This is a genomic window from Streptomyces sp. SID3212 (assembly GCF_009865405.1).
Taxonomy (GTDB): domain Bacteria; phylum Actinomycetota; class Actinomycetes; order Streptomycetales; family Streptomycetaceae; genus Streptomyces.
The window spans coordinates 1-11,660 of record NZ_WWJY01000395.1 but is presented as its reverse complement, the minus strand read 5'-3'; the positions used below and the strand labels follow the sequence as shown (position 1 = coordinate 11,660).

The window sequence follows — 11,660 nt, the reverse complement described above, 5'->3', positions numbered from 1 at the left end:
GACCTGCCGGGCCGCGTCGGTGTCACCCGTGCCGGAGGGGGCGGGAGACGCCCGTCAGACGGTCTGGTGGGTCTTGTCGGCGGCCTTGTCGCCGCCGTCGGCGGCGTTGGCCCCCTCGACCTGCGCCCGCCCGGCCTCGGCCCTGGCGCGCGCCTGCTCCGTGGACTCCTGGGGCATGCCGAGACCCATGAACTTCATCCCGAGGCCGACCACGCCGCCGAGCAGGACGACCCCGATGCCGACCCAGAACCCGACCGGGTCCGCCGTCACCGTGAAGACCCCGCCGACGCAGAACCCGATGAACGCGATGGTGACGCCGGTCCAGGCGGCCGGGGTGTGTCCGTGGCTGGTGCCCGCCATGAGTTGCTCCTCGTTGGTGTTGCGCTGTGTGAGTCGGACGCTCAACGCCATTGTCCCGCATGTGCGGGGCATTCCGGCGCCGGGGGTCACGTCTCCCGCGTCGGGTCCTCGCCCCGGTCCAGCGCCTTCCACAGGTCCTCGGGCCGGTCGGGGTCCACGACGGGCGCGGGCCTGGCCGGGCCCCTGCGCACGGCGCCGCTCCCGCCGCCCGCCCGGGGCACGCCCTCGCGTTCGTAGCGTCCCGACATGGCGGGCCACTGCTTCCCGTACCGCAGGGAGAGCAGGCCGGCGAGCAGGATGAGGACCCCGGCGACGGCGGTGACGTACGGCCAGGCCGTGTGGGTCAGGACGTCGCCGATGGTCGCCGAGCTGTCGCCGACCGTCGTCGCGGCCTTCTCGTCCAGGGCGGAGCTGTCCGACGCGCCGAGGAAGGCGGTCGCGGCGGCTCCCGCGCCGCTCAGCGTGAGCAGCAGGGAGACGAGCAGGCGCCCTCCGCTGCGGACGGCGAACACGGCGACGAGGGCGGCCAGTCCCACGACGGCGAGGGCGGCGGGCACACCGGTGACGTCACGGCCGTCGGCGGAGAGCGGCACGCTGCCACCGCCCACCGAGGCGGTGCCCCGGGACCAGACCTGGCCGGAGGCGATGAGGACGACGGCGGCGCCCGCGGCACCGAGGAGGAGGGCGACGGCGAGACTGCGGCGGCTGCTCGCGGCGTCGGTGGACACCGGGACGGCGGCGCGGGGCTGGGGTACGGGGACGGCACTCACCCCACCACTATCCCTTACGGGCCTTTCGTGCCGCCGCCCCGGGGTTCCGGCGGTCCCGGGCCGGGGCCCGCCGGCCGGTCCCTCAGCCTCCGTGCGGCGCGGGCGCCTTGAGCCGGTTCGCCGTGTGGACGGCCCGGAGGACCGCCGCGGCCTTGTTCCGGCACTCCAGGTCCTCGGACACCGGGTCCGAGTCGGCGACGACGCCCGCCCCGGCCTGGACGTACGCGGTGCCGTTCCTGAGCAGCGCGGTCCTGATGGCGATGGCCGTGTCGGAGTCCCCGGCGAAGTCGAGATAGCCGACGCAGCCGCCGTACACGCCCCGCCGGGTGGGCTCGACCTCGTCGATGATCTGGAGGGCGCGCGGCTTGGGGGCGCCGGAGAGGGTGCCCGCCGGGAAGCAGGCGGTCAGGACGTCGAAGGCGGTACGGTCCGCCGCGACCCGGCCGGTGACGGTCGACACGATGTGCATGACGTGGGAGTACCGCTCCACGGACATGAAGTCGACCACCTCGACGCTGCCGGGCAGGCAGACCCGCCCGAGGTCGTTGCGGCCGAGGTCCACGAGCATGAGGTGCTCGGCGCGCTCCTTGGGGTCGGCGAGCAGTTCGTCCGCGAGGGCCTGGTCCTCCTGCGGGGTGGCGCCGCGCGGCCGGGTCCCGGCGATGGGGTGGACCATGGCCCGCCCGTCCTCGACCTTCACCAGCGCCTCGGGGCTGGACCCGACGACGTCGAAGGGCTCGCCCCCGTCGGCGGCGGGGAAGCGGAAGAGGTACATGTACGGGCTGGGGTTGGTGGCCCGGAGCACCCGGTAGACGTCGAGCGCGCTCGCGGTGCAGGGGGTCTCGAAACGCTGGGAGGGGACGACCTGGAAGGCCTCGCCCGCCCGGATGCGCTCCTTGATGTCCTCCACGACGGCCTGGAAGTCGGGGCCGCCCCAGAGCGCGGTGTACTCGGGGAGTTCGGAGGCGGGCAGCGCGGTGGGCATGGAGTCGACGGGCCTGGCGAGGTCGGCGGCCATGGCGTCGAGCCGGGCGACGGCGTCCGCGTACGACTCGTCGACGCCGGTGTCCAGGTCGTTGTGGTTGATCGCGTTGGCGATCAGCAGGACGGTGTTGTCCCAGTGGTCGAGCACGGCGAGGTCCGAGGTGAGCAGCATCGTCAGCTCGGGCAGCCCGAGGTCGTCGCGCGCGTGGTCGCCGATCTTCTCCAGGCGGCGGACGATGTCGAAGCCGAGGAAGCCGACCATGCCGCCGGTGAAGGGCGGCATCCCGTCGGAGAGGTCGCGGGGGGTGTGCAGGGTCTCCACCGTGGCGCGCAGCGCGGCCAGCGGGTCGCCGTCCACGGGGACGCCGACGGGCGGGGCGCCGAGCCAGTGGGTGGCGCCGTCGCGTTCGGTGAGCGTGGCGGCGGACCGTACCCCGACGAAGGAGTAGCGGGACCAGGAGCGGCCGTTCTCGGCGGACTCCAGCAGGAACGTGCCGGGACGCTCGGCGGCGAGCTTGCGGTACAGGCCGACCGGGGTGTCGCCGTCCGCGAGGAGCCGCCGGCTGACCGGGATGACACGGCGGTCGGCCGCCAGCTTGCGGAAGGTCTCAAGATCCATGGCCGCTGACCCTACTCGTTGGCTCTTCGCCGGTTGCGCGGGCTCCCCGCGTGGTGCCGGGGAGTGCCCGCCTGTGGGGGAGGCGCCTCACCGCCCGAGCGGCAGGACGTCCTCGTCGAAGCAGGTGCGGGCACCGGTGTGGCAGGCGGCGCCGACCTGGTCGACCTGGACGAGGACGGTGTCGCCGTCGCAGTCCAGGGCGACGGACTTCACGTGCTGGACGTGGCCCGAGGTGTCGCCCTTGACCCAGTACTCCCGGCGGCTGCGGGACCAGTAGGTGCAGCGGCCCGTGGTCAGGGTGCGGTGCAGGGCCTCGTCATCCATCCAGCCGAGCATCAGCACCTCGCCGGTGTCGTACTGCTGGGCGACGGCCGGGATCAGTCCGTCTGCGGTGCGCTTGAGGCGGTCGGCGATGGCGGGGTCGAGGCCGCCGGTCGGTCCCGGCGCCGCGGTCGTGCTGCTCATACGGCCATTGTGCCGCGCCCGGGCAGCCGCGCGGGAGGGGAGTCCACTGGGCGGACGGGCGGGCGCGGCCGTACCCTTGCGGACATGTCGACCCATGCAAAGCGTGAACGACTTCTGCTCGCCGACCTGTTGGAGACCGCGGGCCCCGAGGCGCCGACCCTCTGCGAGGGCTGGACCGCCCGGGACCTGGCCGCTCACGTGGTGGTGCGTGAGCGCCGGCTCGACGCGGCGGGGGGAACGATGCTGCCCGCGCTCAAGAACCGGCTGGACCGGGTCCAGGGCGAATTCGCCGCGAAGCCGTACGAGGAGCTGATCGAGCTGATCCGTACGGGACCGCCGAAGATGTCCCCCTTCTCCATCAAGCAGCTCGACGAGGCGGCGAACACCTCGGAGTTCTACATCCACGCCGAGGACGTCCGGCGGGCGCAGCCCGACTGGACCCCGCGCGAGCTGGACCGGGTCTTCGCGGACTCGCTGTGGTCGCGGCTGGAGAAGGGCGCCCGGCTGATGGGGCGCAAGTCCCCGGTGGGCCTGGTGCTGCGGCGGACGGACGGCCGGACGGCGGTGGCCCGCAAGGGCGCGCCGGTGGTGACGGTCACGGGCGAGCCGGGTGAGCTGCTGCTGTTCCTCTCGGGGCGCCAGGCCGCGGCGGACGTGCAGGTGGAGGGCGACAAGGACGCGGTGACGCGGGTGCTGGACACGAAGCTGGGCATCTGAGTGCCCCTGGCCGGGCGCCCTGGGGCGCCCGGCGGCAGGACGGCCGGGGTCAGGCGGGCAGTTCGGCCAGGCGGAGCTGCTTGACGCACAGCCCGAACGTCGTGCCCGCCGCGCAGAGCGCCGCGCTGGCCACGAACACCGGCCCCGAGCCCCAGGCGCCGATGGCCGCGCCCATGACCGGGTAGACGAGCGGGGCGATGCCCAGGCCGAAGAGCGTCGAGACCGAGGTGACCCGGCCCAGGTAGGCCGGTTCGGTCTGGGTCTGGACGAGCGCGCCGGACAACGCGCCGCCCAGGCCCGCGAGCAGTCCGACGCAGACGGCGGCGACGGAGGCGAGGGCCACCGACGGGGCGTACGCGATGCAGGCGATGGCGACCGAGCCGACGATCGTAGAAGCGCACATGACAAATCCGGCGCGGGGCACGCGGCCGCGGACCGTCAGCAGCAGCGAGGCCCCGGCGGCGCCCGCGCTGAACGCGGCGATGATCCAGCCCAGGCCCGACGCGCCCCAGCCGTGCTCCTCGGACACCAGGACGAGCCCGATGTTGAGGGGTCCCACGAAGCCCAGCTGGGTGATGGCGCTGACAAGGATCAGCGGGGCGAGGACGCGGTGGTGGCGGATGTAGCGCAGGCCGTCGAGGAGCGCGCGGCCGGCGCCGGTGGACGCGGCGTCCGCGCCGCCCGTCCGCTTCTCCGTACCCGACGTACCCGGAGTGCCCGGGGCGGCCCCGGCCTCTTCCGTCCGCTCTCTACGCGCGTCAGCGCCGTCGCGTGGCCCCGGGATCACGTCGTGCGGTACGGGGCTCTCCTCGGCCGCCCCCACGGTCTCCTGGCCGTGCTCGTCCCCGGCGACCCGGTCGCCCTTCTCGCCCCGCGCGCCGGGCAGTTCGCCGATCCGTACGCTCAGGAGCAGCGGCAGCGACACCGCGAACAGCACTCCCGCCGCGGTGAAGGCCGACGCCGAGCCGCCGATGGCCACCGTCAGACCGCCGATCGGCGCTCCGGCGACGTTGGCGAAACGGGTCGCGAGCCCGCTCATGCCCTGCACCCTGACCAGTTGGCCGGGGGCGGTGATCCGGGGCGGCAGCGCGCCGACCGCCGGCAGGAACAGCGCGTCGACCGCGCCGAAGACCAGCGCGACCGCGGCCAGCAGCCAGACCGAGGGGCTGATGAACATCAGCACGGCCGCCATGCCGAGGATGAAGACGCAGCGTGCGGCGTCGCTGCCGATGACCACCAGGCGGGGGCCGAAGCGGTCGGCGACCACTCCGCCGCCGAGCATCAGCGCGGCGCGGGGCACCGATCCGACGGCGAGGACCAGGCCGGCCTGAGCGGGGCTGCCGGTCCGGGCGGCGGCCCAGGCGAGGGCCACGAAGTAGACGTTGCTGCCGACCATCGACGCGGTGTAGGCGCCGAGCCAGCGCAACACGTTTCCGTCGCGGTGGGCGGGGGGTGGGGGGGTGGTCCCGTTCTCGGCGGGCGCTGATATCGCATGTGGGGGCATGCTCAACGGTCCTCTCTGGTCTCAGTAGGGGGATGGGAAGGAAAGGGAGAGGAACAGACAATGGTCGGGAAGACCGGGAATGATCGAAATATTCAAGAAATAGTCAGAAGGTTCGGAAAAGCCGGAAAGGTCGGACACGAATCGGATACGCACACGAATCAGACACGAAAGGGAAAGCCGTAGGTGTGCAGCGCGACTCTCTCGCGCCCCTCGGTGTCCCCCGCCTCCTCGGCCGCCCGGCCGGCGATCTCGTACTTCCTGACGAGGGCGTGCATCTCGCGGGAGAGTTCGGCGAGCTGAGCGGCCGTGAGCGGCGCCAGGTACTGGCGGCTGAAGGACGCGGCGCGCAGGGCGGGGTCCTCGGAGGCCAGTTTCCACCACCGCTCCCGGCCGTCCCCCTGTCCCTCCGCCTCGTCGATCAGTCCGTGATCGGCGAGTCTGCGCAGGTGGTAGCTGACGAGCGAGACGGTTTCGCCGACCTGGTCGGCGAGTTGGGAGGCGGTGCCCGTCCGGGAGAGGTGGAGGGCGCGGTAGAGCCTCATGCGCAGGGGGTGTCCGAAGACCTTGAAGGTCTCGGGACCCGTCACTCCGCGGGTTTCCCTGCGTGTCATGGCGTGCACGCTAAATTAAGAAAGGAAAGTTGCGCAATATATCTTGTGCGATCAGGTCGGAACTCGCGAAGGAACGGCCGGAACCGCCCCCTCGCTCCGCCCTATCTGACCGGATGGCCCGCTTGGCGCAGGATTTCCTTCACCTGGCCGATCCGCAGATCGCCGAAGTGGAAGACGGACGCGGCGAGGACCGCGTCGGCGCCCGCCGCGACGGCCGGCGGGAAGTCCGTGAGCCGGCCCGCGCCGCCGGAGGCGATGACGGGGACGGTCACGTGTTTCCGTACCGCCGCGATCATCTCGGTGTCGTAGCCGTCCTTCGTGCCGTCCGCGTCCATCGAGTTGAGCAGGATCTCCCCGGCGCCCAGCTCCGCGGCCCGGTGCGCCCACTCGACCGCGTCGATGCCGGTGCCCTGCCGGCCGCCGTGCGTGGTGACCTCGAACGACCCCGACGGTGTCCGCCGCGCGTCCACGGACAGGACCAGCACCTGCCGTCCGAAACGCTCGGCGATCTCGCGGATCAGGTCGGGGCGGGCGATGGCCGCCGTGTTGACCCCGACCTTGTCCGCGCCGGCCCGCAGCAGCTTGTCTACGTCCTCGGGGGTACGGACCCCGCCGCCGACGGTCAGCGGGATGAAGACCTGCTCGGCGGTACGGCGCACCACGTCGTACGTGGTCTCGCGGTCGCCCGACGAGGCGGTGATGTCGAGGAACGTCAACTCGTCGGCGCCCTCGGCGTCGTACAGCTTCGCCATCTCGACGGGGTCGCCCGCGTCGCGCAGGTTCTGGAAGTTGACGCCCTTGACGACCCGGCCGTTGTCCACGTCCAGGCAGGGGATGACCCGTACCGCCAGGCTCATGCGGAGCCTCCCGGGGAGGCCAGATAGGCCTCCACCTCCACCTCGACCACCAGGCTCGGGTCGATGAGGCCCGCGACGACGACCATCGAGGCGGCCGGCCGTACCGCGTCGAAGAGCTCCTTGTGGGCCCGGCCCACGTCGTCGGCGTCCCGGGGATGGGTGATGTACATCCGGGTGCGCACGACGTGCTCCACGCCGAGGCCCAGCTCCTCCAGTGCCTTGACGGCCACACCGAAGGCCGTCCTCGTCTGCTCGTACGGGCTGCCCTCGGCGATCCGGCCGCCGACCACCGACGTACAACCGGACACCAGGACCAGGCCGTTGGGCAGCCGCACCGCGCGGGAGTAGCCGAAGGACTCCTCCCAGGGGCCGCCCGAGGAGATCTTCCGTACCTGGTCCGGCGACCCGCCGCTCATCGGAGGACCGTCCCGGCCACCGTCTCCAGGGCCTCCTCCAGCGTGAACGCCTTCGCGTACAGCGCCTTGCCGACGATCGCGCCCTCGACTCCCTCGGGCACGAGCGTGGCCAGGGCGAGCAGGTCGTCCAGCGAGGAGACCCCGCCGGAGGCGACGACGGGCCGGTCGGTCGCGGCGCAGACGGTGCGCAGCAGCTCCAGGTTGGGGCCCTGGAGGGTGCCGTCCTTGGCGATGTCCGTGACGACGTACCGGGCGCAGCCCTCGGCGTCGAGGCGGGCGAGGGTCTCGTAGAGGTCGCCGCCGTCCCGGGTCCAGCCGCGACCGCGCAGGGTCGTGCCCCGTACGTCGAGGCCGACCGCGATCCGGTCGCCGTTCTCGGCGATGATCCTGGCGACCCACTCGGGTGTCTCCAGCGCGGCCGTGCCGAGGTTGACCCGGGTGCAGCCGGTGGCGAGGGCGGCGGCGAGCGAGGCGTCGTCGCGGATCCCGCCGGACAGTTCGACCTTGATGTCCATGGCCGAGGTGACCTCGGCGATCAGGTCGCGGTTGTCACCGGTGCCGAACGCGGCGTCCAGGTCGACCAGATGCAGCCACTCGGCGCCCGAGCGCTGCCAGGCGAGGGCCGCTTCGAGGGGTGAGCCGTACGAGGTCTCGGATCCCGACTCGCCATGGACGAGGCGTACGGCCTGGCCGTCGCGGACGTCGACGGCGGGGAGGAGTTCGAGCTTCGGCACAGGAGACATTCAGAGGGTTCCGATCCAGTTGGTCAGCAGCTGGGCGCCGGCGTCGCCGGACTTCTCGGGGTGGAACTGGGTGGCCCACAGTGCACCGTTCTCCACCGCGGCGACGAACGGCTCGCCGTGGGTGGACCAGGTGACGAGCGGGGCGCGGATCGCGGGGTTGGTGACTTCCAGGCCCCACGACCGGACGGCGTACGAGTGCACGAAGTAGAAGCGCTCGTCGGCGCCGACGCCCGCGAACAGCCGGCTGTCCTGGGGCGCCTCGACGGTGTTCCACCCCATGTGGGGCACGATCGGGGCGTTCAGCGGCTCGACCGTGCCGGGCCACTCGTCGAGGCCCTCGGTCTCGACGCCGTGCTCGATGCCGCGCTCGAAGAGGATCTGCATGCCGACGCAGATCCCGAGGACGGGACGGCCGCCGGACAGCCTGCGGCCGATGATCCACTCGCCGCGCGCGTCCCTGAGCCCGCGCATGCAGGCGGAGAAGGCGCCGACGCCGGGCACGAGCAGCCCGTCGGCGTTCATGGCCCGGTCGAAGTCACGGGTGATCTCGACGTCGGCTCCGGCGCGGGCGAGGGCGCGTTCGGCGGAACGGACGTTGCCGAAGCCGTAGTCGAAGACGACGACCTTCTTGGCGGGGCGGGTGGGCCTGCCGGGCCCGCTGGACTCGGTCACCGTGCTCACCCCCAGATGCCCTGGATCCGCAGGACACCCGCGACCAGGCAGAAGGCGGAGGAGATCGCCAGCAGGGTGATCACACCGGTGGGCAGCTTCTGCTTGGTGAAGGAGTAGACACCGCCCGCCAGGAAGAGCCCCAGAACGATCAGAATGGTCGACAGGCCGGTCACAGGGCACCCTTGGTAGACGGAAGAATTCCCACGGCGCGCGGGTCACGCTCGGAGGCGTACCGCAGGGCGCGGGCGAGGGCCTTGAACTGGCACTCCACGATGTGGTGGGCGTTGCGCCCGTACGGCACGTGGACGTGCAGCGCGATCCTGGCCTGCGCGACGAAGGACTCCAGGATGTGCCGGGTCATCGTCGTGTCGTACGAGCCGATCATCGGCGCCATGTTCTCGGGCTCGGTGTGCACCAGGTACGGGCGGCCCGAGAGGTCCACGGTGACCTGGGCGAGCGACTCGTCCAGCGGGACCGTGCAGTTGCCGAAGCGGTAGATCCCGACCTTGTCGCCGAGGGCCTGCTTGAAGGCGGCGCCGAGCGCCAGCGCGGTGTCCTCGATGGTGTGGTGCGTGTCGATGTGCAGGTCGCCCTCGGTCTTCACCGTGAGGTCGAACAGGCCGTGCCGGCCGAGCTGGTCGAGCATGTGGTCGAAGAAGCCGACCCCGGTCGACACGTCGACCGACCCCGTGCCGTCGAGGTCGATCTCCACGACGACGGAGGTCTCTTTCGTACTGCGTTCCACGCGGCCGATGCGGCTCATGCGCTCTGCTCCTTCTTGAGTTCCCGTACCGCGTCGAGGAACGCGTCGTTCTCGGACGGGGTGCCCGCGGTGACCCGCAGCCGTCCCGGTACGCCGTTGTCGCGCACGAGGACACCCCGGTCGAGGATCCACCGCCACGCGGCGTGGGAGTCCTCGAAGCGGCCGAACTGCACGAAGTTCGCGTCCGAGTCCGTGACCTCGTAGCCGAGGGCCCGCAGCTCGTCCACCAGACGGTCCCGCTCCGCCTTGAGTGTCTCCACGTACCCGAGCAGCGTATCGGTGTGCTCCAGGGCCGCGAGCGCGGTGGCCTGGGTGACGGCCGAGAGGTGGTACGGCAGCCGCACCAGCTGGACCGCGTCGACCACGGCCGGGTGGGCGGCGAGATAGCCCAGGCGCAGGCCCGCCGCGCCGAACGCCTTCGACATCGTGCGGGAGATCACCAGCCGGGGGCGGCCCTCGATGAGCGGGAGAAGGGACGGACGATGGCTGAATTCGACGTACGCCTCGTCCACGACGACCAGGGACGGCTTGGCGGCCTGGGCCGCCTCGTACAGCGCGAGGACGGTCTCCGCGTCCACGGCGGTGCCCGTGGGGTTGTTGGGCGAGGTGATGAAGACGACGTCGGGGCGGTGCTCGGTGATCGCCTCCGCGGCGGACGCCGCCTCGATCGTGAAGTCCTCGCCGCGCGGCCCGGAGAGCCAGCCGGTGCCGGTGCCGCGCGCGATGAGGCGGTGCATCGAGTACGACGGTTCAAAGCCGATCGCGGTACGGCCCGGGCCGCCGAAGGTCTGGAGCAGCTGCTGGATGACCTCGTTGGAGCCGTTGGCGGCCCAGACGTTGGCGGTGGTCAGCGGGTGGCCGCCGGTCCTGGAGAGGTACGCGGCCAGCTCGGTGCGCAGCTCGACGGCGTCCCGGTCGGGGTAGCGGTTGAGCCCGCGCGCGGCCTCCCGGACCCGCTCGGTGATCCGGTCGACCAGCGGTCCCGGCAGCGGGTACGGGTTCTCGTTGGTGTTCAGCTGGACGGGGACGTCCAGCTGGGGCGCGCCGTACGGGGTCTGGCCGCGCAGCTCGTCCCGTACGGGCAGGTCGTCGATGCCGAGGTCCGCGGGCTCCCCGGGGGCGGGTCCTGAGGTGTCGGTCATGCGGTGGGCACCTTCCAGCCGAACCGTGCCTTCACGGCCGCGCCGTGGGCGGGCAGGTCCTCCGCCTCGGCCAGCGTCACCACGTGGTGGGCGACCTCGGCGAGGGCGTCCCTGCTGTAGTCCACGATGTGGATGCCGCGCAGGAAGGACTGGACGGAGAGCCCGGAGGAGTGGCAGGCGCAACCGCCGGTCGGCAGGACGTGGTTGGAGCCGGCGCAGTAGTCGCCGAGCGAGACCGGCGCGTACGGGCCGACGAAGATCGCCCCCGCGTTGCGGACGCGGTCGGCGACGGCGGCGGCGTCGGCGGTCTGGATCTCCAGGTGTTCGGCGCCGTACGCGTCGACGACCCGCAGGCCGTCCTCGACGGAGTCGACCAGGACGATCGCGGACTGCTTGCCGGCCAGCGCGGGCGCGATCCGGTCCTCGACGTGCTTGGTCGCGGCGACCTGCGGTTCCAGCTCCTTCTCGACCGCGTCGGCCAGTTCCACCGAGTCGGTGACGAGGACGGCGGCGGCGAGCGGGTCGTGCTCGGCCTGGCTGATGAGGTCGGCGGCGACGTGCACCGGGTCGGCGGTGGAGTCCGCGAGAACGGCGATCTCGGTGGGGCCCGCCTCGGTGTCGATGCCGATGCGGCCGGTGAAGTACCGCTTGGCGGCGGCGACCCAGATGTTGCCGGGGCCGGTGACCATGTCGGCGGGGGCGCAGCCGTCGGGGCCGGTGGTGCCGTACGCGAACATCGCCACGGCCTGGGCGCCGCCGACCGCGTACACCTCGTCGACGCCCAGCAGGGCGCAGGCGGCGAGGATCGTGGGGTGGGGCAGCCCGCCGAAGCCGGCCTGCGGCGGCGAGGCCAGCGCGATCGACGCGACGCCCGCCTCCTGGGCCGGCACCACGTTCATGATCACGGACGAGGGGTAGACGGACCGGCCGCCGGGCGCGTAGAGCCCCACGCGGCCGACCGGGACCCACTTCTCGCTGACCGTGCCGCCGGGCACCACCTGCGTGGTGCGGGGGGCGCGCCGCTGCTCGCGGTGGAC

General features: G+C 72.5%; 15 protein-coding genes. 1 reads left to right on the top strand and 14 read right to left on the bottom strand.

What is annotated here, in order from left to right:
• Positions 1–54: 54 nt before the first annotated feature.
• The 4 genes from GT042_RS12010 to hisI all read right to left on the bottom strand — a co-directional run bounded on the left by GT042_RS12010 (position 55) and on the right by hisI (position 3,198).
• A complete protein-coding gene (locus GT042_RS12010; RefSeq protein ID WP_237530721.1) occupies positions 55–360 on the bottom strand; it encodes an HGxxPAAW family protein in 306 nt (101 codons plus the stop codon).
• An 86-nt stretch (positions 361–446) separates the two neighbouring features.
• Positions 447–1,130, bottom strand: coding sequence for a TIGR02234 family membrane protein (locus GT042_RS12005; RefSeq protein ID WP_161308707.1), 684 nt, complete (start codon positions 1,128–1,130; stop codon positions 447–449).
• Positions 1,131–1,212: 82 nt separating this feature from the next.
• The gene (locus GT042_RS12000) at positions 1,213–2,733 is read right to left on the bottom strand and encodes an anthranilate synthase component I (protein WP_161308706.1); all 1,521 of its coding nucleotides are present in this window, start codon (positions 2,731–2,733) and stop codon (positions 1,213–1,215) included.
• 87 nt (positions 2,734–2,820) lie between these two features.
• The gene (gene hisI, locus GT042_RS11995; protein WP_161308705.1) at positions 2,821–3,198 is read right to left on the bottom strand and encodes a phosphoribosyl-AMP cyclohydrolase; all 378 of its coding nucleotides are present in this window, start codon (positions 3,196–3,198) and stop codon (positions 2,821–2,823) included.
• A gap of 84 nt (positions 3,199–3,282) precedes the next feature.
• Between hisI and GT042_RS11990 the strand changes: the two genes are divergently transcribed.
• The gene (locus tag GT042_RS11990) at positions 3,283–3,915 is read left to right on the top strand and encodes a TIGR03085 family metal-binding protein (protein WP_161308704.1); all 633 of its coding nucleotides are present in this window, start codon (positions 3,283–3,285) and stop codon (positions 3,913–3,915) included.
• A 49-nt stretch (positions 3,916–3,964) separates the two neighbouring features.
• Here GT042_RS11990 and GT042_RS11985 read toward each other — a convergent pair whose 3' ends face one another.
• The 10 genes from GT042_RS11985 to hisD form a co-directional block, all read right to left on the bottom strand.
• A complete protein-coding gene (locus GT042_RS11985) occupies positions 3,965–5,419 on the bottom strand; it encodes an MFS transporter (protein ID WP_161308703.1) in 1,455 nt (484 codons plus the stop codon).
• Positions 5,420–5,577: 158 nt separating this feature from the next.
• The gene (locus tag GT042_RS11980; RefSeq protein WP_161308702.1) at positions 5,578–6,030 is read right to left on the bottom strand and encodes a winged helix-turn-helix domain-containing protein; all 453 of its coding nucleotides are present in this window, start codon (positions 6,028–6,030) and stop codon (positions 5,578–5,580) included.
• Positions 6,031–6,131: 101 nt separating this feature from the next.
• A complete protein-coding gene (gene hisF / locus GT042_RS11975; protein WP_161308701.1) occupies positions 6,132–6,887 on the bottom strand; it encodes an imidazole glycerol phosphate synthase subunit HisF in 756 nt (251 codons plus the stop codon).
• Complete coding sequence (locus tag GT042_RS11970) at positions 6,884–7,303, bottom strand: RidA family protein (protein ID WP_161308700.1); 420 nt, start codon at positions 7,301–7,303, stop codon at positions 6,884–6,886. The genes hisF and GT042_RS11970 overlap by 4 nt, the downstream gene beginning before the upstream one ends.
• Positions 7,300–8,037 (bottom strand): bifunctional 1-(5-phosphoribosyl)-5-((5-phosphoribosylamino)methylideneamino)imidazole-4-carboxamide isomerase/phosphoribosylanthranilate isomerase PriA, encoded by a 738-nt coding sequence (priA, locus tag GT042_RS11965; protein ID WP_161308708.1) that lies wholly within the window; start codon positions 8,035–8,037, stop codon positions 7,300–7,302. Before priA ends, GT042_RS11970 begins: the two co-directional genes overlap by 4 nt.
• 9 nt (positions 8,038–8,046) lie before the next feature.
• Complete coding sequence (gene hisH, locus GT042_RS11960; protein ID WP_161308699.1) at positions 8,047–8,718, bottom strand: imidazole glycerol phosphate synthase subunit HisH; 672 nt, start codon at positions 8,716–8,718, stop codon at positions 8,047–8,049.
• A gap of 5 nt (positions 8,719–8,723) precedes the next feature.
• Positions 8,724–8,891 (bottom strand): hypothetical protein, encoded by a 168-nt coding sequence (locus tag GT042_RS38145; protein WP_167033751.1) that lies wholly within the window; start codon positions 8,889–8,891, stop codon positions 8,724–8,726.
• The gene (gene hisB, locus GT042_RS11955) at positions 8,888–9,481 is read right to left on the bottom strand and encodes an imidazoleglycerol-phosphate dehydratase HisB (protein ID WP_161308698.1); all 594 of its coding nucleotides are present in this window, start codon (positions 9,479–9,481) and stop codon (positions 8,888–8,890) included. The genes GT042_RS38145 and hisB overlap by 4 nt, the downstream gene beginning before the upstream one ends.
• Positions 9,478–10,623: a histidinol-phosphate transaminase gene (locus GT042_RS11950; protein ID WP_161308697.1), complete on the bottom strand. Its 1,146-nt coding sequence runs from the start codon at positions 10,621–10,623 to the stop codon at positions 9,478–9,480. The genes hisB and GT042_RS11950 overlap by 4 nt, the downstream gene beginning before the upstream one ends.
• On the bottom strand, positions 10,620–11,660 hold a 1,041-nt coding region (hisD, locus tag GT042_RS11945), incomplete at its 5' end, for a histidinol dehydrogenase (RefSeq protein WP_161308696.1). The genes GT042_RS11950 and hisD, both read right to left, overlap by 4 nt.

Coding starts and splice junctions, on each gene's coding strand:
- GT042_RS11970 (WP_161308700.1), bottom strand. CDS start 7,303: ATGAGCGGCGGGTCGCCGGACCAGGTACGGAAGATCTCCTCGGGCGGC.
- GT042_RS11990 (WP_161308704.1), top strand. CDS start 3,283: ATGTCGACCCATGCAAAGCGTGAACGACTTCTGCTCGCCGACCTGTTG.
- GT042_RS11980 (WP_161308702.1), bottom strand. CDS start 6,030: ATGACACGCAGGGAAACCCGCGGAGTGACGGGTCCCGAGACCTTCAAG.
- GT042_RS11950 (WP_161308697.1), bottom strand. CDS start 10,623: ATGACCGACACCTCAGGACCCGCCCCCGGGGAGCCCGCGGACCTCGGC.
- hisF (WP_161308701.1), bottom strand. CDS start 6,887: ATGAGCCTGGCGGTACGGGTCATCCCCTGCCTGGACGTGGACAACGGC.
- GT042_RS12000 (WP_161308706.1), bottom strand. CDS start 2,733: ATGGATCTTGAGACCTTCCGCAAGCTGGCGGCCGACCGCCGTGTCATC.
- GT042_RS12010 (WP_237530721.1), bottom strand. CDS start 360: ATGGCGGGCACCAGCCACGGACACACCCCGGCCGCCTGGACCGGCGTC.
- GT042_RS11985 (WP_161308703.1), bottom strand. CDS start 5,419: ATGCCCCCACATGCGATATCAGCGCCCGCCGAGAACGGGACCACCCCC.
- hisB (WP_161308698.1), bottom strand. CDS start 9,481: ATGAGCCGCATCGGCCGCGTGGAACGCAGTACGAAAGAGACCTCCGTC.
- hisI (WP_161308705.1), bottom strand. CDS start 3,198: ATGAGCAGCACGACCGCGGCGCCGGGACCGACCGGCGGCCTCGACCCC.